Origin of the sequence: Enterobacter cloacae complex sp. S1 (assembly GCF_014930525.1) — a bacterium.
Lineage (GTDB): Bacteria > Pseudomonadota > Gammaproteobacteria > Enterobacterales > Enterobacteriaceae > Enterobacter > Enterobacter hormaechei_C.
Genome location: NZ_JADBRE010000004.1, coordinates 517,976 through 539,359, shown reverse-complemented (window position 1 = coordinate 539,359; position 21,384 = coordinate 517,976). Strand labels below are relative to the sequence as shown.

The 21,384-nt window shown below is 57.2% G+C and carries 22 protein-coding genes and 2 pseudogenes; 5 read left to right on the top strand and 19 right to left on the bottom strand.

Features of this window, described 5'->3' with window-relative positions; translation table 11 throughout:
• Window positions 1-8 precede the first annotated feature (8 nt).
• Window positions 9-1,436 (bottom strand): non-oxidative hydroxyarylic acid decarboxylases subunit C, encoded by a 1,428-nt coding sequence (locus IM290_RS05040; RefSeq protein ID WP_015571702.1) that lies wholly within the window; start codon window positions 1,434-1,436, stop codon window positions 9-11.
• On the bottom strand, window positions 1,426-2,028 hold the full coding sequence (locus tag IM290_RS05035; protein ID WP_017692764.1) for a non-oxidative hydroxyarylic acid decarboxylases subunit B: 603 nt from the start codon (window positions 2,026-2,028) through the stop codon (window positions 1,426-1,428). Before IM290_RS05035 ends, IM290_RS05040 begins: the two co-directional genes overlap by 11 nt.
• 173 nt (window positions 2,029-2,201) lie before the next feature.
• Here IM290_RS05035 and IM290_RS05030 point away from each other — a divergent pair, with 173 nt between their 5' ends.
• Window positions 2,202-2,609 carry a MarR family winged helix-turn-helix transcriptional regulator gene (locus IM290_RS05030; protein WP_023304324.1) on the top strand — a complete coding sequence of 136 codons (408 nt, stop codon included), beginning with the start codon at window positions 2,202-2,204 and terminating at the stop codon, window positions 2,607-2,609.
• Here the strand turns inward: IM290_RS05030 and IM290_RS05025 are convergent.
• Window positions 2,606-3,493: pseudogene (locus IM290_RS05025) on the bottom strand (LysR substrate-binding domain-containing protein). The gene IM290_RS05030 and the pseudogene IM290_RS05025 sit on opposite strands and share 4 nt — an antisense overlap.
• 109 nt (window positions 3,494-3,602) lie before the next feature.
• Between IM290_RS05025 and IM290_RS05020 the strand changes: the two are divergent.
• Together IM290_RS05020 and IM290_RS05015 are read left to right on the top strand one after the other, a co-directional pair.
• Window positions 3,603-3,968, top strand: a pseudogene (locus IM290_RS05020) (MFS transporter); the annotation flags it as partial.
• Window positions 3,969-4,099: 131 nt separating this feature from the next.
• Window positions 4,100-4,477: a DUF4440 domain-containing protein gene (locus IM290_RS05015; RefSeq protein WP_062938006.1), complete on the top strand. Its 378-nt coding sequence runs from the start codon at window positions 4,100-4,102 to the stop codon at window positions 4,475-4,477.
• 50 nt (window positions 4,478-4,527) lie between these two features.
• On the opposite strand, the gene rpoS is transcribed toward IM290_RS05015, so the two are convergent.
• A complete protein-coding gene (gene rpoS / locus IM290_RS05010) occupies window positions 4,528-5,520 on the bottom strand; it encodes an RNA polymerase sigma factor RpoS (RefSeq protein WP_013098493.1) in 993 nt (330 codons plus the stop codon).
• 59 nt (window positions 5,521-5,579) lie between these two features.
• The gene (gene nlpD / locus IM290_RS05005; RefSeq protein WP_223230139.1) at window positions 5,580-6,653 is read right to left on the bottom strand and encodes a murein hydrolase activator NlpD; all 1,074 of its coding nucleotides are present in this window, start codon (window positions 6,651-6,653) and stop codon (window positions 5,580-5,582) included.
• On the opposite strand from nlpD, the gene IM290_RS21575 reads away from it, so the two are divergent.
• Window positions 6,586-6,726 (top strand): peptidase, encoded by a 141-nt coding sequence (locus IM290_RS21575; RefSeq protein WP_223230135.1) that lies wholly within the window; start codon window positions 6,586-6,588, stop codon window positions 6,724-6,726. The two genes, nlpD and IM290_RS21575, sit on opposite strands and share 68 nt — an antisense overlap.
• A 94-nt stretch (window positions 6,727-6,820) precedes the next feature.
• On the opposite strand, the gene IM290_RS05000 is transcribed toward IM290_RS21575, so the two are convergent.
• The 11 genes from IM290_RS05000 to cysG form a co-directional block, all read right to left on the bottom strand.
• On the bottom strand, window positions 6,821-7,447 hold the full coding sequence (locus IM290_RS05000) for a protein-L-isoaspartate(D-aspartate) O-methyltransferase (protein WP_015571709.1): 627 nt from the start codon (window positions 7,445-7,447) through the stop codon (window positions 6,821-6,823).
• Complete coding sequence (gene surE, locus IM290_RS04995; RefSeq protein ID WP_017382816.1) at window positions 7,441-8,202, bottom strand: 5'/3'-nucleotidase SurE; 762 nt, start codon at window positions 8,200-8,202, stop codon at window positions 7,441-7,443. Before surE ends, IM290_RS05000 begins: the two co-directional genes overlap by 7 nt.
• A complete protein-coding gene (gene truD, locus IM290_RS04990; RefSeq protein WP_193042615.1) occupies window positions 8,183-9,232 on the bottom strand; it encodes a tRNA pseudouridine(13) synthase TruD in 1,050 nt (349 codons plus the stop codon). Before truD ends, surE begins: the two co-directional genes overlap by 20 nt.
• A complete protein-coding gene (gene ispF / locus IM290_RS04985; protein ID WP_003862097.1) occupies window positions 9,229-9,708 on the bottom strand; it encodes a 2-C-methyl-D-erythritol 2,4-cyclodiphosphate synthase in 480 nt (159 codons plus the stop codon). The genes truD and ispF overlap by 4 nt, the downstream gene beginning before the upstream one ends.
• Window positions 9,708-10,418, bottom strand: a complete 711-nt coding sequence (gene ispD / locus IM290_RS04980) for a 2-C-methyl-D-erythritol 4-phosphate cytidylyltransferase (protein ID WP_193042614.1) — start codon at window positions 10,416-10,418, stop codon at window positions 9,708-9,710. Before ispD ends, ispF begins: the two co-directional genes overlap by 1 nt.
• Before the next feature lie 19 nt (window positions 10,419-10,437).
• A complete protein-coding gene (ftsB, locus tag IM290_RS04975) occupies window positions 10,438-10,749 on the bottom strand; it encodes a cell division protein FtsB (protein ID WP_003862095.1) in 312 nt (103 codons plus the stop codon).
• A 79-nt stretch (window positions 10,750-10,828) separates the two neighbouring features.
• The gene (locus tag IM290_RS04970) at window positions 10,829-11,155 is read right to left on the bottom strand and encodes a DUF3561 family protein (RefSeq protein WP_006811767.1); all 327 of its coding nucleotides are present in this window, start codon (window positions 11,153-11,155) and stop codon (window positions 10,829-10,831) included.
• A 58-nt stretch (window positions 11,156-11,213) separates the two neighbouring features.
• Entirely contained in the window at window positions 11,214-11,819 is a 606-nt protein-coding gene (gene cysC / locus IM290_RS04965; RefSeq protein WP_015571713.1) for an adenylyl-sulfate kinase, read from the bottom strand.
• Window positions 11,819-13,243: a sulfate adenylyltransferase subunit CysN gene (cysN, locus tag IM290_RS04960; RefSeq protein ID WP_058689535.1), complete on the bottom strand. Its 1,425-nt coding sequence runs from the start codon at window positions 13,241-13,243 to the stop codon at window positions 11,819-11,821. Before cysN ends, cysC begins: the two co-directional genes overlap by 1 nt.
• Window positions 13,244-13,252: 9 nt before the next feature.
• Window positions 13,253-14,161 (bottom strand): sulfate adenylyltransferase subunit CysD, encoded by a 909-nt coding sequence (gene cysD / locus IM290_RS04955; RefSeq protein WP_193042613.1) that lies wholly within the window; start codon window positions 14,159-14,161, stop codon window positions 13,253-13,255.
• Window positions 14,162-14,170: 9 nt separating this feature from the next.
• Window positions 14,171-15,529 carry a siroheme synthase CysG gene (gene cysG, locus IM290_RS04950; protein ID WP_023304331.1) on the bottom strand — a complete coding sequence of 453 codons (1,359 nt, stop codon included), beginning with the start codon at window positions 15,527-15,529 and terminating at the stop codon, window positions 14,171-14,173.
• Window positions 15,530-15,766: 237 nt separating this feature from the next.
• On the opposite strand from cysG, the gene IM290_RS04945 reads away from it, so the two are divergent.
• Complete coding sequence (locus tag IM290_RS04945; protein ID WP_193042612.1) at window positions 15,767-16,810, top strand: aminopeptidase; 1,044 nt, start codon at window positions 15,767-15,769, stop codon at window positions 16,808-16,810.
• A 46-nt stretch (window positions 16,811-16,856) separates the two neighbouring features.
• Here the strand turns inward: IM290_RS04945 and cysH are convergent, their stop codons facing one another.
• The 3 genes from cysH to cysJ form a co-directional block, all read right to left on the bottom strand.
• A complete protein-coding gene (cysH, locus tag IM290_RS04940; protein WP_193042611.1) occupies window positions 16,857-17,591 on the bottom strand; it encodes a phosphoadenosine phosphosulfate reductase in 735 nt (244 codons plus the stop codon).
• A 76-nt stretch (window positions 17,592-17,667) separates the two neighbouring features.
• Complete coding sequence (gene cysI, locus IM290_RS04935; protein WP_064489135.1) at window positions 17,668-19,380, bottom strand: assimilatory sulfite reductase (NADPH) hemoprotein subunit; 1,713 nt, start codon at window positions 19,378-19,380, stop codon at window positions 17,668-17,670.
• Window positions 19,380-21,185 (bottom strand): NADPH-dependent assimilatory sulfite reductase flavoprotein subunit, encoded by a 1,806-nt coding sequence (gene cysJ, locus IM290_RS04930; protein WP_193042610.1) that lies wholly within the window; start codon window positions 21,183-21,185, stop codon window positions 19,380-19,382. Before cysJ ends, cysI begins: the two co-directional genes overlap by 1 nt.
• Window positions 21,186-21,384: the final 199 nt, after the last annotated feature.

The window sequence follows — 21,384 nt, the reverse complement described above, 5'->3', positions numbered from 1 at the left end:
TTTCCTCCTTATTGACGTGCCGCCAGCATCGCGGTCAGTTTTTCGGCCCAGGCTTTGGTTTCAGGGAGATCCTGTACCGGCTGGCTGTAGTGACCACGATTGTCCGGGGCAACAGGGGTGGTGGCATCAATGATCAGCTTGTCAGTGATCCCCGCCGGGCTGGAGCCAGGGTCAAGCTCGAGCACAGACATATTCGGTAGCTGCACCAGATCGCCTGCCGGATTGACCTTCGATGACAGCGCCCACATCACCTGCGGCAGGTTAAACGGATCGACATCTTCATCCACCATAATCACCATCTTCACGTAACCCAGACCGTGTGGCGTGGTCATGGCGCGGAGCCCGACCGCACGGGCAAAACCGCCGTAACGCTTTTTAGTGGAGATAATCGCCAGCAGACCGTGGGTGTACATGGCGTTTACCGCCTGCACTTCCGGGAATTCAGCCTTCAGCTGTTGATAGAGCGGTACGCAGGTGGCGGGCCCCATCAGATAATCAATCTCGGTCCACGGCATCCCCAGGTAGAGAGATTCGAAAATGGGTTTGGTGCGGTAAGAAACTTTGTCGATACGCACAACCGTCATGTTGCGCCCGCCGGAGTAGTGACCGGTAAACTCACCGAAGGGCCCTTCAATTTCACGTTTCCGGCCTTCAATCACCCCTTCCAGGATCACTTCCGACCCCCACGGCACATCGAAACCGGTCAGCGGAGCCGTCGCAATCGGATACGGGCTTTCACGTAGCGCACCGGCCATCTCATACTCGGATTGATCGTATTTCAGCGGCGTGGCGCCCATCAGGGTGATGATCGGATCGTTACCCAGCGTAATGGCAATTGGCAGGTCTTCGCCGCGCTCTTCTGCCTTATGCAGATGCAACGCAATATCGTGCATCGGCACCGGTTGCAGGCCGAGCTTACGCTTGCCCTTCACTTCCATACGATAGATCCCGACGTTCTGCTTGCCGAAGTGATCGGGGTCGAGCGGATCGCGGGAGACAACGCATGCTTTATCGAGATAAAAGCCCCCGTCACCGTCGTTCAGGCGGAACAGCGGCAGAATGTCGAACAGGTTAATGTCTTCCCCGTCCACCGTGTTCTGCGCCCAGGCCGGGTTTGCACGACGCTCTGGCGCGACGGGAAATTTGTCCCAGCGACGAATAAACTCGTCGATCTGTTTTTTCACCGGTGTATTCGCCGGCAGCCCCATCGAAATAGCGTGGTTTTGCCACGAGCCGATAGTGTTCATCACCACACGGGCATCGGTGAAACCGCGAATATTATCGAACCACAGCGCAGGCGCGCCATCGCCAATGCGCCCGGTAGCGTTGGCGGCCGCAGCTAAATCCGGCTCAGCGTTTACCTCTTCCTCAATTTTCAGCAGCTGCCCTTGCTCATCGAGCGCCTGCAAGAAGCTTCTCAAATCATCAAATGCCATCTTTATTCTCCTGTGAAAAATGTTTCGCTGCCTGCAAACCTTCCCAGCGTCGGGCTTTTTTATGCTCCAGACCGAACTGGTCGAGAACGCGGGTCACGATATGATGGGTAATGTCATCGGCGGTTTGCGGGTGGTTGTAGTACGCAGGCATAGGCGGCACCATCGCCACGCCCATGCGGGAAAGGGCAAGCATGTTCTCGAGATGGATGGTGCTGAGCGGCGTCTCACGGGGAACCAGCACCAGCTTGCGTCCCTCTTTCAGCACCACGTCTGCGGCACGCCCTACCAGCCCTTCGGCGTAGCCCGCGCGGATACCCGCCAGCGTTTTCATGCTGCACGGGATGACGATCATGCCGTCGGTGCGAAACGAGCCGGAGGAGATTGTGGCAGCCTGATCGGCCGGGCTATGGACGACATCCGCCAGGGCAGCAACGTCATGCGCAGTGAAGGGCGTTTCCAGTTCAATCGTGGTTTTTGCCCACTTCGACATCACCAGATGCGTTTCCACCTCCGGCATTTCCCGCAGCGCCTGCAACAACGCCACGCCTAATGGCGCACCCGTTGCGCCCGTCATTCCCACAATCAATCTCATTCAGCACCTCAATTATTTTGTTCGTATACGAACATATTAATTAAACTACGCCTTGATCCTGCTGCTGACAAGATCGTTCGTATACGATCACACTAATCGCTAAAAAACTCTCGCGTTAAAATTCAGCCCGAGAGCGGCTATCATAGAGGGAGTATTTTTCCGTCGGAGTGTCCATGGAGTTAAGACAAGAAGCTTTCCACCTGCTACGTCAGCTTTTTCAACAGCATACCGCCCAGTGGCAGCACGCATTGCCCGAACTGACAAAGCCACAGTATGCGGTGATGCGGTCAATTGCTGAAAATCCTGGCATTGAGCAGGTTGCCCTGACTGAAGTCGCGGTGAGCACCAAAGCGACGCTGGCAGAAATGCTGAGCCGCATGGAAGCACGCGGCCTGGTCAGGCGCGAGCACGATCCGGCGGACAAGCGCCGTCGGTTTGTCTTTCTGACGGCCGAAGGTGAGGCCCTGCTTGAGAGCAGTAAACCGATTGGAAATGAGGTGGATGAGACGTTTTTAGGGCGCCTTAACGGCGCGGAACGAGAGCAATTTTCAGCGCTCATTAAAAAGATGATGCAGGATTAAGTAACCCTGACGCGCATAAAATCAATAAATGTTCGCACTTTCGCGGGCACATGCCGGGCATCAGGATAAACGGCATAGATGCCCTGCTGAGCGAACGTGTACGCCGGTAACAGCGAGACCAGTTCCCCTGCATCCAGTGCGTTTCGCACCAGCCACTCCGGCAGCAGCGCCACTCCACATCCCGCGAGGGCAAAAGCCATCAGCGCCTGGGCGCTGTCTGCATACAGGCGCGGCGCTTTCTTGATCTCAAAGGAAACCGGATGCCGATCAACGCCTCTCACCTGCCAGCGCAGCGGCGAGGTTAAACGCTCGTGAATGATCCAGCCCGCTTCCGCCAGCTGCTCCAGCGAGTCAACCGGATGGTTTGCCAGCCAGCCTGGCGTTGCCACGGGCAGGATGGTGAAGGAGGTCATCAACGCGGCGTGCTAGCGCGAATCTGCAAGCGTGCCGAGCCGGATAGCGACATCGAAGCGCTCGGCGATAAGATCGGCATGTAAAGAGGACGAGACATGCCGCACGCGAAGGTCCGGGTGCAGCTGGCTAAATTCAGCCAGCAAAGGCACCACAACCTGCGAGCCATATTCGGGCGTGGTGGTGATCCGCAGTTCTCCCGTCAGCCCGGCGTGGTTGGCGCGAACGTCATCCTGCAATCGCTCTGCATCCCGTAACAGCATCACGCTTCGTTGATGAAAGAGCTTCCCCGCCTCGGTCAGCGTCAGGCGTCGGGTGGTTCGCAGCAACAGGGTGACGCCCAGCTCCTCTTCAAGCTGACGAATATGAAAGCTGACCACCGCTTTTGTCAGCCCCATCGCCTCCGCTGCGGCGGTGAAACTGCCGGTGTCCGCTACGGCGATAAACATCGCCGTACGCTGTAAATTAAGCATCGCTTGCCTGGTTAACTGTCAAAATAATGTTGACAGTATATCGTGCTTTGTCGCGTTTACCCGTAACGCGCGGGCCGATACGATACGCCACCTCACCGGAGGAACTTCCATGACGTATCGCAGCAAAATCGCCGTCGTCTTTCTGCTCGGCTTTTTCCTTGATTTGATAAACATGTTTATTGCCAGCGTCGCCTTTCCGGCGATGGCTCGCGCTTTCAATACCACACCTTCCGCGCTTGCCTGGGTAAGTAACGGATACATTGCCGGGCTGACGCTAGTCATCCCTTTCAGCAGTATCCTGACGCGCCGCGTCGGGCCGAAGCGCGTTATCCTGCTCTCACTGCTTCTCTTTAGCGCGGCCTCCGTTGCGGCGGGTCTCTCATCTTCGCTGGAAAGTCTGATTGCCTGGCGAGTCGTACAGGGCGCCGGAGGGGGGTTACTGATCCCGGTTGGTCAGGCGCTGAGCTGCATGCAGGATTATCTCGCGCCGCTGGCCGCCTGGCACGGGATGTTTGTTTTTGCCGCAGTCATCACCCTACTGCCCGTACTGTACGTCTACCGTCTTAACAACACGCAGTTACTTGCGCAACTGCAACAGGAGCAACCATGACCCATTACGAACAAGAGATCCTCGACATTCACGTCGCCCTTGAAAACTGGTTAGGTGCAGGCGAAGGCGATCGGGACGCCCTGCTCGCCCGTTTCCGTCCGGATTTTCTGATGGTTCCACCGAGTGGCAACCCTTTAGATCATCACGCGCTTGCCCAATTTTTATATGCACAGCGGGGAACCCGACCCGGGCTCAGGATCGACATTGATGCGTTAACAACGCTTCAGACATGGGACAACGGCGCGGTGCTCCATTATCGGGAGACGCAAACCCGGCCAGGCCAGCCCGTCAACGTGCGCTGGTCAACCGCAGTGCTTAATCAGGAAGGGGATAACATCACCTGGCGTTTGCTGCACGAAACGGCGCAGCCGTAAGGCATAAAAAAGGCCCGTCTCACGACGGGCCTTTTCTGACGAATGGTTGCTTACTCGCGGAACAGCGCTTCGATATTCAGACCTTGCCCTTGCAGAATTTCACGCAGGCGACGTAGTCCTTCAACCTGAATCTGACGAACACGTTCACGGGTCAGGCCAATCTCACGACCGACGTCTTCCAGTGTCGCAGCTTCATACCCCAGTAAACCGAAACGACGTGCCAGCACTTCACGCTGTTTGGCGTTCAGTTCGAACAGCCATTTGACGATGCTCTGTTTCATGTCATCGTCCTGCGTGGTGTCTTCCGGGCCGTTGTCTTTTTCATCGGCCAGGATGTCCAGCAGCGCTTTTTCGGAGTCGCCACCCAGCGGGGTGTCAACCGAGGTAATGCGCTCGTTGAGACGCAGCATACGGCTTACGTCATCAACCGGTTTGTCGAGTTGCTCTGCAATTTCTTCCGCACTTGGCTCGTGGTCCAGTTTATGGGACAACTCGCGCGCGGTACGCAGATAAACATTCAACTCTTTGACGATGTGGATCGGCAGTCGAATCGTACGGGTCTGGTTCATAATAGCCCGTTCGATGGTCTGACGAATCCACCAGGTCGCGTAGGTTGAGAAACGGAACCCGCGTTCCGGGTCAAACTTCTCAACTGCGCGGATGAGACCTAAGTTGCCCTCTTCAATCAGATCCAGCAGAGCCAGACCACGATTGCCGTAACGGCGGGCAATTTTCACGACCAGTCGCAGGTTACTTTCGATCATGCGACGACGCGAGGCAACATCACCACGCAAAGCACGACGTGCGAAATAGACTTCTTCTTCGGCCGTTAGCAGTGGGGAGTAACCAATCTCCCCAAGGTAAAGCTGAGTCGCGTCCAGCACACGCTGTGTGGCACCCTGCGATAACAGCTCTTCTTCAGCCAAATCGTTATCACTGGGTTCCTCTTCTACTAAGGCTTTTTCGTCAAAAGCCTCTGCTCCGTTCTCATCAAATTCCGCGTCTTCATTTAAATCATGAACTTTCAGCGTATTCTGACTCATAAGGTGGCTCCTACCCGTGATCCCTGGACGAGACACCCTGGCTGGCATGTCCCATCAATTTATCGCTGCGGTAAATATTGCAGCGGGTTTACGGATTTCCCCTTGTAACGAATTTCAAAATGCAAGCGTGTAGAACTGGTTCCGGTGCTACCCATGGTAGCGATTTTTTGCCCCGCCTTAACTTCTTGTTGTTCCCGGACCAGCATAGTGTCGTTATGGGCGTAGGCACTCAGGTAATCATCATTATGTTTGATGATAATAAGATTACCGTAACCGCGCAGTGCGTTACCGGCATAGACAACGCGCCCGTCTGCGGTCGCGATGATTGCCTGTCCTTTACTGCCTGCGATATCGATCCCTTTGTTGCCCCCCTCAGAGGTAGCGAAGTTCTCGATAATCTTGCCGTCAGTTGGCCAGCGCCAGGTGGTGATTGACGAGCTGGCATTCTGACTGCTTGCAGTCGGTACAGTAGAGCTAACCACAGGTGCCGTAGTCGGTGCTGTGACAACAGTCGCAGTACCTTTATTATTCGGCAACATTTTGTTAGCACTCTGATCACCTGAATCCTCAGAATACGTAATTACAGGTTGTGAAGCAACCACCGTGGTGGATTTTTGTGCAGGCTTAACGCTGTTATTTTGAGCCGTCACATCGGCCGCTGAAACCGTGTTGCCAGGCGTCAGTGGGGTACCCGTTGCATTGCCTACCTGGAGCGTTTGCCCGACTTCCAGACCATACGGGGCCTGGACGTTGTTTCGCTGTGCCAGATCGCGGAAATCGTTCCCGGTGATCCAGGCAATATAGAACAGCGTATCGCCGCGCTTCACGGTATAGGTGCTGCCGCCGGTATAGCTACCTTTCGGAATGTTCCCATACTTACGGTTATACACTATGCGGCCATTTTCGGTCTGAACAGGCTGATCCACTGGCTGAATCTGCGAAGGCTGCGTAACTGGACGCTGAACCGGCTGGATCTGCGGAGTTTGCTGCGCCGTGGACGTGCCCATTTTAGGCGGAGGGGTAATCAACATTCCGCTGGACGTGTTACCCGAGCCGCTGGTTCCATTGACGGAACTGACGGGCGCAGGTGCATTGTCAGAACTTGTACAGCCTGCCAGCCAGAGCGAAACCAGTGATAATGCCGCAACACGGCTGATGGTGAATTTTGGGCTTCCCGCGCTCATTTATCCCCCAGGAATGTGTTAACTACCAGTGACTTAAAAATAACCGTGATGGCACGAACCTATCGCGCCACACCATACGCTGAATTTGCCTCAATAACCCTGGAAAAATCCGAGTCTCAGGCCAGCTCGCCTTTAACCAGGGGCACAAAGCGCACGGCTTCCACGGTATCGATAATAAACTCGCCGCCGCGTCGACGAACGCGCTTTAAAAGCTGCTGCTCATCGCCGACGGGCAAAACAAGAATGCCGCCCTCGTCCAGCTGCGAGAGAAGTGCAGCGGGGATTTCAGGTGGCGCTGCCGTGACAATAATGGCGTCAAACGGGGCGCGAGCCTGCCAACCCTGCCATCCATCGCCGTGGCGTGTCGATACATTATGTAAATCAAGCTGTTTCAGGCGACGGCGCGCCTGCCACTGCAAGCCTTTAATCCGTTCCACGGAACAGACATGGTGCACAAGGTGGGCCAGGATCGCGGTCTGATACCCTGAACCGGTGCCAATTTCCAGCACCCGGGAGTCTGGCGTTAACTCCAGAAGCTCCGTCATACGCGCCACCATGTAAGGCTGCGAAATCGTCTGGCCTTGCCCGATGGGCAGCGCCACGTTTTCCCACGCTTTGTGTTCAAACGCCTCATCTACAAACTTCTCACGGGGAACCTGGGCAAGCGCATCCAGCACCTGCTCGTTGGCGATCCCCTGTGCGCGTAATTGTTCCAGAAGAGTTTGTACACGTTTACTTACCATTGCGCGTTCACTCCGACCCGATCTAACCAGTCCGACACCACATCATGCGCGCTATAAGCGGTTAAATCTACGTGCAACGGCGTAACGGAAACGTAACCTTCATCCACCGCAGCGAAGTCGGTGTCTGGCCCTGCATCGCATTTATCTCCCGGCGGGCCGATCCAGTACAGGGTATTGCCGCGCGGATCCTGCTGGGGAATAACCTGATCGGCCGGATGGCGACTGCCGCAGCGCGTCACGCGGATCCCTTTGATCTCGTCCAGCGGGAGATCCGGCACGTTAATATTGAGGATACGTCCGGTACGCAGCGGCTCGCGGCCAAGCGCACGGAGAATGGAGCAGGTCACCGCGGCGGCAGTGTCATAGTGGGTGTGGCCGTTTAACGAGACCGCCAGCGCCGGGAAACCCAGGTGACGCCCCTCCATCGCCGCGGCCACGGTGCCGGAGTAAATCACATCATCGCCAAGATTCGGCCCGGCATTGATGCCGGAGACCACAACATCCGGCCGCGGGCGCATCAGCGCATTTACGCCCAGAAACACGCAGTCGGTCGGCGTCCCCATCTGGACGGCAATATCGCCATTCTCAAAGGTAAAGGTGCGAAGTGAAGACTCCAGCGTCAATGAGTTAGACGCGCCACTGCGGTTACGATCGGGAGCCACGACCTGCACATCCGCAAATTCGCGGAGGTGTTTCGCCAGCGTCTGAATACCTGGCGCATGGATCCCGTCATCGTTACTCAGCAATATTCGCATAATCACCCGACGTGTTGATAAGTTCCCTGACAACACTGGTGGCAAAGCTACCTGCCGGCAGCCAGAAGCGTAACTCGACGGTTACGTCATCCCACCAGTTCCAGCTCAGCTGTTGCGGGTAGAGGAGCATCGCACGGCGCGCCGCCTCAACTTTTTCCCGCACCAGCAATGATTGTAATTCTGGCGCATCCGCCACCGCTGACTGCTCAGCGGCCAGCGCCTCGCCCTGGGTTCCCCAGTCGCCTGAGCCCGGCAAGGCGGCGGTAATCATCAGCGCTTTAGCGTCCACGCGCGACTGGGCATCGGCCATCTCATTGGCCGTTGCCACAAACCAGCTTCCGCGTCCCGCTAATTGTAGCGCATCGCCGACAACAACTTGATTCGCGTCCGGTTTTTTCAGCCGTTCGCTCACAATCTGATTAAACAACGCACTGCGGGCCGCCGACAACCAAAAACTGCGTTTATTCCTGTCGCGTACCGGCGCACTGCTTTGCGCCCAGCGCAGCGCGCCCAGCAGGTTGCTGCCACCAATGCCAAAGCGCTGTGCGCCAAAATAGTTTGGCACGCCGCGTACGGTAATGGCCCTCAGGCGTTTTTCAACGTCATCGCGGTCGGTCACTTCACGCAGCACCAGCGTGAAATCGTTGCCTTTCAACGCTCCCGGACGCAGTTTGCGTTTATGGCGGGCATACTCCAGTACCTTACAGCCCTCAAGCTCAAATTTGCTTAAATCGGGCATGGCATTGCCGGGCACGCGGGCGCAAAGCCACTGTTCGGTCACGGCATGTTTATCTTTTTGACCGGCAAAGCTCACTTCACGGGCGTGAATTTTGAGGAATTTTGCCAGCGCGTCCGCCACGAAGCGGGTGTTGCAGCCGTTTTTCAGAATGCGCACCAGGATGTGCTCGCCTTCGCCATCCGGCTCAAAACCCAGATCTTCCACTACCACGAAATCTTCAGGGTTGGCTTTCAGCAGACCCTTGCCCTGCGGTTTACCGTGCAGATACGTCAGGTTGTCGAAATCCGTCATTTGGCCGCCTTCACCAGCAGCGCCACAGCTTCACAGGCAATGCCTTCGCCACGACCGGTAAAGCCCAGCTTCTCCGTGGTGGTCGCTTTGACGTTGACATCGTCCATATGGCAGCCCAGATCTTCAGCGATAAACACGCGCATCTGAGGGATGTGCGGCAGCATCTTCGGTGCCTGAGCAATGATCGTCACATCAACGTTGCCGAGGGTGTAGCCTTTGGCCTGAATACGACGCCAGGCTTCGCGCAGCAGTTCGCGGCTGTCTGCGCCTTTAAAAGCAGGATCGGTGTCCGGGAACAGTTTGCCAATGTCGCCCAGCGCGGCGGCACCCAGCAGCGCGTCGGTCAGCGCATGCAGCGCCACGTCGCCATCAGAATGCGCCAGCAAACCTTTTTCGTAAGGAATGCGCACGCCGCCAATGATAATTGGGCCAACGCCGCCAAAGGCGTGTACATCAAAACCGTGTCCAATACGCATTATGCCTTCTCCTGAGGGGTCGTACGAGTAAGATAAAATTCCGCGAGCTGTAAGTCTTCCGGGCGCGTCACTTTAATATTATCAGCGCGCCCTTCAACAAGCGTTGGGTGGAAACCGCAATACTCCAGCGCCGAGGCTTCGTCCGTAATGGTCGCACCTTCTTTGAGCGCACGCGTTAAGCAGTCGTGAAGTAATTCGCGGTGAAAAAATTGTGGCGTCAGCGCGTGCCATAAATCCACGCGCTCGACGGTGTGGGCAATCGCCAGTTTACCCGGTTCGGCACGCTTCATGGTGTCACGCACCGGGGCGGCCAGAATGCCGCCCACGTTACTGGTTTCACTCAGGGCCAGCAGACGTGACAGATCGTCGTGATGCAGACAGGGACGCGCGGCATCGTGCACCAGCACCCACTGCGCGTTCCCGGCAGCCTGAATGCCCGCCAGAACAGAGTCGGCCCGCTCGGCGCCGCCGTCAACAACGGTAATCTGAGGATGATTTGCCAGCGGGAGCTGTGCAAAACGCGCATCGCCGGGGCTGATGGCAATAACCACGCGTTTCACCCGGGCATGCGCCAGCAGCGCTGCCACGGCGTGCTCGAGGATCGTTTTATCGCCAATTGAGAGGTACTGCTTGGGACACTCTGTCTGCATGCGCCGGCCAAAACCTGCGGCCGGCACCACGGCACAGACGTCCGAAAAAGTTGCTGCCATGTCGTAATCCTGGGCCTGATTATCGATTGTTTTGTGCGGAGCCCTGATTGCGTTTAGACGCATCCGGAACCAGGCGATAAAACGTTTCGCCCGGCTTAGTCATACTGAGTTCATTGCGTGCGCGTTCCTCAATCGCCTCCTGGCCGCCATTGAGGTCATCAATTTCAGCAAAAAGTTGATCGTTACGCGCTTTAAGTTTGGCGTTTGTAGCCTGCTGTGCCGCGACGTCATCGCTCACCCGGCTGTAGTCGTGCAGTCCGTTTTTGCCGAACCACAGCGAATATTGCAGCCAGACCAGCAAAGCCAGCAACAGCAGCGTTAGTTTACCCATCCTGCCCCCTGAAAAAACGGCATCATCATCCCATAACTTTCCGCTGGACTCTACTGCGGGGTTTTAATTATGCCGTAAGTTAGCCCATCAGCCATAAAAACAGCAGGCCAAAGATGACCACAACGGTGGCGATAGTGATGAGCGTACTATACAGGAGCTTGCCGTTGAAAAGGGAGTGCAGCGCCACGCCCACAACCACCGCAACGGGCATCAGCGCCAGAAAGAAAGGCCAGGTATAGAGGAAGAAAAAGAGGGTGTTACCACCGTAGATCAAAAACGGGATACCCAGCGCCAGTAGCCACGATACGAAGCCGACTATCGCCCCAGGGAAGGACCAGGTCGTCTCGTCGTCGGTCGTTAACGGTTCCGACCCGGTGGTAATCATGTAGTTTTCACTGTTGCGCATAGCTAATCCTGTGACCGTGACTCATCGCTCGGGAAGACAGCTCCCGAACGATACCGTCTCAGGATCTGATAATATCGTCCCGTCTGAGCAGGTCTAATAATTGGCTTACTAAATTTGTTACCAATTGTTGGCCTTCCAGATGAATCTCAGGGGATTCAGGCGCTTCGTAAACCGAGTCAATGCCGGTGAAGTTTCGCAGCTCTCCCGCGCGGGCTTTTTTGTACAGCCCTTTTGGATCGCGCGCTTCGCAGATTGCCAGCGGGGTATCCACAAACACTTCAATAAAGCGATTCTGCCCCACGCGCTCACGCACCATCTGACGTTCGGCGCGGTGCGGTGAGATAAACGCCGTTAGCACCACCAGCCCGGCATCCGCCATCAGGCTGGCGACTTCCCCTACCCGACGAATGTTCTCTTTACGGTCTTCATCGCTGAACCCTAAATCGCTGCACAGGCCGTGACGCACGTTGTCGCCGTCCAGCAGGTAGGTGCTCACCCCCTGCTGATGCAGCGCCTCTTCCAGTGCGCCTGCCACCGTGGATTTACCGGAGCCAGACAGCCCGGTAAACCACAGCACAACCCCACGGTGACCGTGGAGCTGTTCGCGCTGGGCGACGGTGACCGGATGAGGATGCCAGACGACGTTCTCATCATGGGCGGCCATCACTTGCCTCCCAGCAGATCGCGTGCGCCCCAGTGCGGGAAGTGCTTACGCACCAGCGCGTTCAGTTCCAGCTCGAAGGCGCTGAACTCAGACGTCACGCTCGCCTGTGCGTCAGGCTCGCGGACCATGCCGGCACCGACGGTGACGTTGGTCAGGCGGTCAATGAAGATCAGCCCGCCCGTCACCGGATTCTGCTGATACGGATCCAGCACCAGCGGCTCGTCGAAGGTCATATCCACCAGACCGATGCCGTTCAGCGGCAGCTCGCTCACGTCACGGTGGGTCAGGTTGTTGATGTCCACCTGGAACTGAATGCCGTCCACGCGGGCGCGGGTTTTCTTGCCGGCGATTTTAATGTCATAGCTCTGGCCTGCGGTCAGCGGCTGTTCGGCCATCCACACTACATCCACGGATGCGCCCTGCACCGCCGCCAGCGTTTCCTGCGCGTCGACCAGCAGGTCGCCGCGGCTGATATCAATTTCGTCTTTCAGTACCAGGGTTACCGCTTCACCTGCCCCGGCTTCGTCCAGATCGCCATCAAAGGTGACGATACGGGCGATGGTCGATTCCACGCCGGATGGCAGCACCTTGACGCGCTGACCCACCTTCACGGAGCCTGAAGCGAGAGTACCGGAGAAGCCGCGGAAATCGAGGTTCGGACGGTTCACGTACTGCACCGGGAAGCGCATCGGCTGGGTATCGACCACGCGCTGAATTTCAACGGTTTCCAGCACTTCCAGCAGCGTCGGGCCGCTGTACCACGGCATGTTCGCGCTCTGAGAGGCGACGTTATCCCCTTCCAGCGCCGACAGCGGCACAAAGCGAATATCGAGGTTGCCCGGCAGCTGTTCAGCAAAGGTCAGGTAGCTCTGGCGGATCTCGTCGAAACGCGCTTCGCTGTAGCCCACCAGATCCATTTTGTTCACCGCCACCACCAGATGCTTGATCCCCAGCAGCGTAGAGATAAAGCTGTGACGACGAGTCTGATCCAGCACACCTTTACGGGCGTCGATCAGCAGGATCGCCAGGTCACAGGTGGACGCGCCGGTCGCCATGTTACGGGTGTACTGCTCGTGCCCCGGGGTGTCGGCGATAATAAATTTGCGCTTTTCGGTAGAGAAGTAGCGATAGGCGACATCAATGGTAATGCCCTGCTCGCGCTCCGCCTGCAAGCCGTCCACCAGCAGCGCCAGGTCGAGTTTTTCGCCCTGGGTGCCGTGGCGTTTGCTGTCATTGTGCAGGGAAGAGAGCTGATCTTCGTAGATCTGGCGCGTGTCGTGCAGCAGACGACCAATCAGGGTACTTTTCCCGTCATCCACGCTGCCGCAGGTCAGGAAACGCAGCAGGCTTTTGTACTGTTGGGCGTGCAGATAAGCTTCTACGCCGCCTTCATCGGCAATTTGTTGGGCAATAGTCGTATTCATGGCGGCTCCTTAGAAATAACCCTGACGTTTCTTCAGCTCCATGGAGCCTGCCTGGTCGCGGTCAATCACGCGGCCCTGTCGCTCACTGGTGGTCGACACCAGCATCTCCTCGATGATCTCGGGCAGCGTCTGCGCACTGGATTCCACCGCGCCGGTCAACGGCCAGCAGCCGAGAGTACGGAAACGGACCATCTGTTTTTTGATCACTTCGCCCGGCTGTAAATCAATGCGATCGTCGTCGATCATCATCAGCATGCCGTCGCGCTCCAGCACCGGGCGCTCGGCCGCCAGATACAGCGGAACGATCTCAATATTTTCCAGATAGATGTACTGCCAGATATCCAGCTCGGTCCAGTTGGAGAGCGGGAAGACGCGAATGCTTTCGCCCTTGTTGATCTGGCCGTTGTAGTTGTGCCACAGCTCCGGACGCTGGTTTTTCGGGTCCCAGCGGTGGAAGCGGTCGCGGAAAGAGTAGATACGCTCTTTGGCGCGGGATTTCTCTTCGTCACGTCGCGCGCCGCCGAAGGCCGCATCAAAACCGTATTTATTCAGCACCTGCTTCAGCCCTTCGGTTTTCATGATGTCGGTATGCTTGGCGCTGCCGTGCACGAACGGGTTGATGCCCATCGCCACCCCTTCCGGGTTTTTGTGCACCAGCAGCTCGCAGCCGTAGGCTTTGGCGGTACGGTCACGAAACTCGTACATCTCGCGGAATTTCCAGCCGGTATCCACGTGTAACAGCGGGAACGGCAGCGTACCCGGATAAAACGCTTTACGCGCCAGGTGCAGCATGACGCTGGAATCTTTACCGATGGAGTACATCATCACCGGGTTAGAAAACTCGGCGGCCACTTCGCGGATAATGTGGATACTTTCCGCTTCGAGCTGCCGCAGGTGAGTAAGTCGTTTTTGGTCCATAACCGTTCCTTAAGCCAAATTTATAACAGAAGCGCCAAAGCCTTCTGTGTCGGTTGTGTGTTGGAACCAGGCGAGCGTGCTGTGCAGCTGCACCACTTCTCCCACCACGATCAGGGCGGGCATTGGGGCGTCTTTCGCCAGGGTTGCAAGGTCTTGTAAGGTGCCGATGGCGACATGCTGATCGACGCGTGTCCCGCGGGAGATCACCGCTACCGGCGTCGTCGCATCGCGACCGTGCTGAATAAGCTGTTCGCTGATGTCAGCCGCTTTCATCGTGCCCATATAAATCGCCAGCGTTTGTCGGCTCTGGGCGAGATGCGACCAGTCAAACGGCGTGCTGTCGGCTTTATAGTGCCCGGTCACAAAGGTCACGCTCTGGGCGTAATCGCGATGGGTCAGCGGAATACCGGCGTAGGCCGTGACGGCAGACGCCGCCGTAATGCCGGGAACCACCTGGAACGGGACGCCCGCTTCGGCTGCCGCCTGCAACTCCTCGCCACCACGACCGAAGATAAACGGGTCGCCCCCTTTCAGGCGCACCACGGTCTTGCCCGCTTTCGCGGCGGCAATCAGCATCTGGTTGGTGTCGTGCTGGGGCACGGAGTGCTCGCCGGCACGTTTGCCGACGCAAATTTGCTCCGCGTCACGGCGGATCAGCTCGCGAATACCGTCGGTGACCAGGTGGTCATAGAACACGACATCCGCATCCTGAAGAACCTGGAGGCCACGCAGCGTGAGCAGCCCGGCATCGCCCGGCCCGGCGCCCACCAGAATGATCTCCCCGCCCGTACTGCCGGGGTTATCCAGTTCGTCTTCGAGAATTTGTTGCGCCGCCGTCTCGTTACCGGCCTGCATCAGGCTGGCAAAGCGGCCGCGAAACACACGCTCCCAGAAGCGACGGCGTTCCGTCACGCTGGTCAGACGCGTTTTCAAATGGTTGCGCCAGTAGCTGGCCTTCTCCGCCATGCGTCCGAGGCTGGTCGGCAGCAGCGCTTCGATTTTTTCTCGCAGCACGCGCGCCAGCACCGGGGCGGTGCCGCCGGAGGAGATCGCCACCAGCAGCGGCGAGCGGTCGACAATTGACGGGAAGATAAATGAACATAACGGCTGGTCGTCTACCACGTTCACCAGACGGTGTCGGGCCTGAGCTGCGTCGGAGATGCGGCGGTTGAGCGCCCGATCTTCGGTTGCCGCAATCACCAGCACCACGCTGTCGATCTGAGACTCTTCAAAATCCGCCTCTGCAACGATCTGCACCTGCGCCCCGGCGCGTTGCAGGAAGGCGATTTTGCGATCGGCAATTTCACCCGTCCCGACAACCAGTACCGGTCGGTCTTTTAAGGCAGCAAAAAGGGGGAGATAGTCCACAGGCAACAACTCACTAACAACCACGAATAAAGGGACTATAGGGGGCGGCTTAGATCGAATGAAATTACGAATTGGAATGAGTAGTTACTCAATGGAATAACGCCGTGGAAAAGCAAATATCAAAAAATGCTTAACACGCGAAATTTCGGGCATTTAGGAGCAATTCAAATTGTGTCTACCCGATCACAGTTTCATACTATGCGGGTTAAAATTTTGCTCTGTTTTTAAGGACTCACTATGTTTTCCGCAATGCGCCACCGATTCGTTGCCCTGGCGCTCGGCGTTTGCTTTATCCTTCCGGCTCAGGCAAATAATCAATCTTACGGTGAAATAGCCAGTATGCAGGCGCGGCATATTGCGACGGTCTTTCCGGGCCGTATGACCGGAACCCCAGCCGAGATGCTCTCGGCAGACTATATTCGTCAGCAGTTTGCGGATATGGGCTATGAGAGCGACATTCGCGCTTTCCACAGCCGCTACATCTATACCACACGCAATAAAACGCAGAACTGGCATAACGTAACCGGCAGCACGGTCATTGCGGCGCACGAAGGAAAGGCGGCTGAGCAGATTATTATTATGGCGCACCTTGATACCTACACGCCGTTGAGCGACGCCGATGTCGATAATAACCTCGGCGGGCTGACGCTTCAGGGACTGGATGACAATGCGGCGGGTCTGGGCGTGATGCTTGAGCTGGCCGAACGCCTGAAGAATATTCCGACGAAATACAGCATTCGCTTTGTTGCGACCAGCGGCGAAGAAGAAGGAAAACTCGGCGCTGAGAATCTCCTTAAGCGCATGAGCGCTGAGGAGAAGAAAAATACGTTGCTGGTGATTAACCTCGATAATCTGATCGTGGGGGATAAGCTCTATTTTAATAGCGGACAGAGCACGCCGAGCAGCGTACGTAAACTCACCCGCGACCGCGCGCTGGCGCTTGCCCGCACGCATGGCGTCTATGCTGCGACAAATCCGGGCGGTAACCCGCAGTATCCTAAAGGCACAGGCTGCTGTAATGACGGTGAAGTGTTTGATAAGGCGGGCATTCCGGTGCTTTACGTCGAGGCGACGAACTGGGCGCTGGGCAAAAAAGATGGCTATCAGCAGCGCAGCAAATCGAAAGCCTTTCCGGACGGCACCAGCTGGCATGATGTGCGGCTGGATAATCAGCAGCACATTGATAAAGCGCTGCCGCAGCGGATTGAGCACCGCAGCCGGGATGTCGTGAAGGTGATGCTGCCGCTGGTGAAGGAGCTGGCGAAAGCGGGGAAAGCCTGAGGCAATTAAGCCCGGTAAGGCGTAGCCGCCACCGGGCGAAACGACATTACCCTTCGTGCAGCCCGCACTCGCGCTTCAGCCCAAAGAATCGCGTCTCTTCTTCCGCCATTCCCGGTTCCCATTTACGCGTGGTGTGGGTGTCGCCTACCGACAGGTAGCCTTGATCCCACAGCGGATGGTACTTCAGCCCGTGCTTTTGCAGATACTGGTACACCGTGCGGTTATCCCAGTCGATGATCGGCAGCACTTTGAACACGCCGCGCTGCACCGCCAGCACCGGCAGCGTTGCCCGGCTCCCGGACTGCTCGCGGCGCAGGCCCGCGAACCAGGTCTGAGCGTTCAGCTCTTTCAGCGCCCGGTTCATCGGCTCGACCTTGTTGATCTCATTGTATTTCTCAATGCCCTCAACACCCTGCTCCCACAGCTTGCCGTAGCGCGCCTCCTGCCAGGCCGCGCTTTCCGTCGCGCGGTAAACTTTGAGGTTCAGCTTGAGCTTGTCCGTCAGCTCGTCAATAAACTGGTAGGTCTCCGGGAACAGATAGCCGGTATCGGTGAGGATCACCGGAATGTCCGGGCGGATCCGATTCACCAGGTGCAGGCTGACCGCCGCCTGGATGCCAAAGCTTGACGACAGCACATAGTCACCCGGCAGGTTTTCCAGCGCCCACGCCACGCGCCCTTCGGCGTCGAGTTTTTCCAGCTGGGCGTTGGTTTCTGCCAGGGCCAGAATGCGTTCGACTTTTGGCTGGTCATTAAGGGCGTTTAGATCGAGTACGGACATAAGAACCTCGTTTGCCTGTTTTGCCGGGCGGCACTGCGTTTGCCCGGCCTACAAAAGCGGTGAAACCGCCGGGATGTTACTCCCAGAAATCCCTTGCGGGATCGAGCACCGGGCGAATGATGCCCGCACGTACCGTAAAGTCGCCGAAGCCTTCACCCGCTTCACGCTCTATCGCCCAGCGCCCGACAAGCTCGTCGATGGAATCAAGAATTTCCGGTTCCGTAATATTTTCACGGTACATACGCGGAATGCGCGTCCCCATACGGTTGCCGCCAAGGTGCACGTTGTAACGACCCGGCGCTTTGCCCACCAGACCCAGCTCGGCCAGCATCGCGCGACCGCAGCCGTTCGGGCAGCCGGTGACGCGCATAACAATATGCTCGTCCGGAATACCGTGTTTTTCCAGAATCGCTTCCACCTTATCAGTGAAGGACGGCAGGAAACGCTCCGCTTCGGCCATCGCCAGCGGACAGGTCGGGAACGACACGCAGGCCATCGAGTTTTCACGCTGCGGTTTAACCGCATTCATCAACCCATGATCGCGCGCCAGCTTCTCGATTTTAGCCTTCTGGCTTTCCGGCACGCCGGCAATAATCAGGTTCTGGTTGGCGGTAATGCGGAACTCGCCTTTATGGATCTTAGCAATTTCCAGCAGACCGGTTTTCAGCGGGCGGCCCGGATAATCCAGAATACGACCGTTTTCAATAAACAGCGTCAGGTGCCATTTATTATCGATACCTTTCACCCAGCCAATGCGATCGCCGCGACCGGTGAATTCGTAAGGGCGGATCGGCTCAAACTTGATCCCCGCGCGACGCTCCACTTCTTCTTTGAACGTCTCGACGCCCACGCGCTCCAGGGTGTATTTGGTTTTCGCGTTTTTACGGTCGGTACGGTTGCCCCAGTCGCGCTGGGTAGTAACCACCGCCTCAGCCACGGCCAGCGTGTGCTCCAGCGGCAGGAAGCCGAACTCGCTCGCGGTGCGGGCGTAGGTTTTCTTGTTCCCATGCTCGATGGACAAACCGCCGCCCACCAGCAGGTTAAAGCCGACCAGCTTGCCATTTTCGGCAATCGCCACGAAGTTCATGTCGTTGGCGTGCAGGTCGATATCGTTCTGCGGCGGGATAACCACCGTGGTCTTGAATTTGCGCGGCAGGTAGGTCTGACCGAGGATCGGCTCTTCGTCCGTGGTCGCGACTTTCTCCTGATCGAGCCAGATCTCCGCATAGGCACGCGTGCGTGGCAGCAGGTGCTCGGAGATCTTCTTCGCCCACTCGTACGCTTCGGCGTGCAGCTCGGACTCATACGGGTTCGAGGTGCAAAGCACGTTACGGTTCATGTCGTTGGCGGTCGCCAGCGCGTCCAGCCCCACGGAGTGCAGCATCTGGTGCACCGGCTTGACGTTCTTCTTCAGAATGCCGTGGAACTGGAAGGTCTGACGGTTAGTCAGACGGATGCTGCCGTAAATCGTGTTTTCACCGGCAAACTTGTCAATCGCCTGCCACTGTTTGGTGGTGATGATGCCACCCGGCAGGCGGCAGCGCAGCAGCATCGCATGACGCGGCTCCAGCTTCTGTTCGGCACGTTCGGCGCGGATATCGCGGTCGTCCTGCTGGTACATACCGTGGAAACGGATCAGCAGGAAGTTGTCGCCTTTGAAACCGCCGGTCAGGCCGTCATTTAAATCTTCGGCAATGGTACCGCGCAGGTAGTTGCTCTCTACCTTCATGCGCTCGGCATCAGACAGTTTGCCTTCGACCACCAGTGGGCCAGGATGTTTTTCGCTCATTAGTAGACATCTCGCTGATAACGGCGCTCTACGCGCAGCTCACTTAAAAATTCATCCGCCGTTTCGGCATCCATACCGCCGAATTCGGCAATCACTTCCAGCAGTGCCTGCTCAACGTCTTTCGCCATGCGATTGGCGTCGCCGCAGACATAAATGTGGGCGCCGTCATTGATCCAGCGCCACAGCTCTGCGCCCTGTTCGCGCAGTTTGTCTTGTACGTATACTTTTTCTTTCTGATCGCGGGACCAGGCCAGATCGATGCGGGTCAGCACGCCCTCTTTGACGTAGCGCTGCCATTCAACCTGGTAGAGGAAATCTTCAGTAAAATGCGGGTTGCCGAAGAACAGCCAGTTTTTACCCGGTGCCTCGTCCGCTGCACGCTGCTGCATAAAGGCGCGGAACGGTGCGATGCCGGTGCCCGGGCCAATCATGATCACCGGCGTTTCCGGGTTCGCCGGCAGGCGGAAGTTGTCGTTGTGTTCGATAAAGACGCGCACCTCGCCCTCTTCTTCCACGCGGTCGGCCAGGAAGCCCGACGCCCCACCCGCCCGCGCGCGGCCTTCGATGTCGTAACGCACCACGCCAACGGTGATGTGGACTTCGTTTTCCACTTCCGCCTGTGAAGAGGCGATGGAGTAAAGACGCGGCGTCAGCGGACGCAGCAGGCCGATCAGCGCGTCGGCATCCAGCTGTGCCGGGGAGAAACGCACCATGTCGACAATCGGCGTCGTCGCGGCGTAATGCTGTAACTTCGTCTTGTCCCCCACCAGCGGCAGAAGGGACTCGCTGCGCGTTAAGGTGGCGTAGTTTTCAACGATGTTGGCGGTGTTCACCGTCAGCTCGAAATGCCACTGAAGCGCCTCAGAGAGCGGTAAGGTTTTACCTTCCACCTGGACCAGCTCCGTGCCTTTCAGCCACAGCAGCTCGACCAGCTCTTTCACCAGCGCCGGATCGTTCTGATACCAGACGCCCAGCGCATCGCCAGGCTGATAACGCAGGCCGGAGTCACCGAGATCGATTTCGATATGGCGCACGTCTTTTTCCGAATCACGGCCCGTGATTTTCTGGTTTACCGACAGGCTCGCCGTCAGCGGCGCCTCTTTCGTGTAAGGGCTGGTGTGGATTTCATTTACGGTGCCCGCTGCGGTAACGGCGGCCTGCGCTGGCGTCTCTTTCGGGACGCGGACCTTCAGCACCTCAACGATGCGCGTCCGCCATTCGGCGGCGGCGGCCTGGTATTCGACATCAGCGTCTACGCGATCCAGCAGGCGCTCTGCACCCAGCTCCGCCAGCTTGCTGTCGAAGTCTTTACCGGACTGGCAGAAAAATTCATATGACGTATCACCGAGGCCGAAGACGGCAAAGGCGGTGCCCTCCAGCCTGGGCGCTTTTTTCGAGAACAGGAACTTATGCAGCGCGACGGCTTCTTCAGCAGGCTCACCTTCCCCCTGCGTTGACGCCACCACCACCAGCAATTTTTCTGACGCGATCTGTTTGAATTTATAATCCCCGGCGTTGACCAGGTTAACGTTCAGCTTCGCGGCGAGCAGGTCATCACGCAGCGCTTCGGCCACACGACGGGCATTACCCGTTTGCGAAGCGGAGATAAGCGTGATGGCAGGAATTTCAACGGCCGTTGGCGGGACGCCAGCCACAGCACCCGGCTGCTGGTTGAGCATTCCCCAGAAATAGCCGGAGACCCAGGCGAGCTGGGTGGGTGAAAAATCGGAAGTCGCGGCCTGGAGGCGCGCCAGTTGCTCCGGGTTAAGGGGAAGCAAATTTGAAGGTGGGGCCTGTGTTGTCATGCGTCGTTATGTTCCAGTAGCAAAGCGGACTTTAAGCGAATAAATCCAAACTGAAGATAAGGTTAACGGCGGGGATAATAACAATTAAAGAAGGGATGGAAATAATAAATAACCAAATGGACTAACCTGTTTTAGTTATCGTTCTTAACGATAAAAGCGATTAAATAACTAACTGAAATAAAACAATAAAGGCCGATAA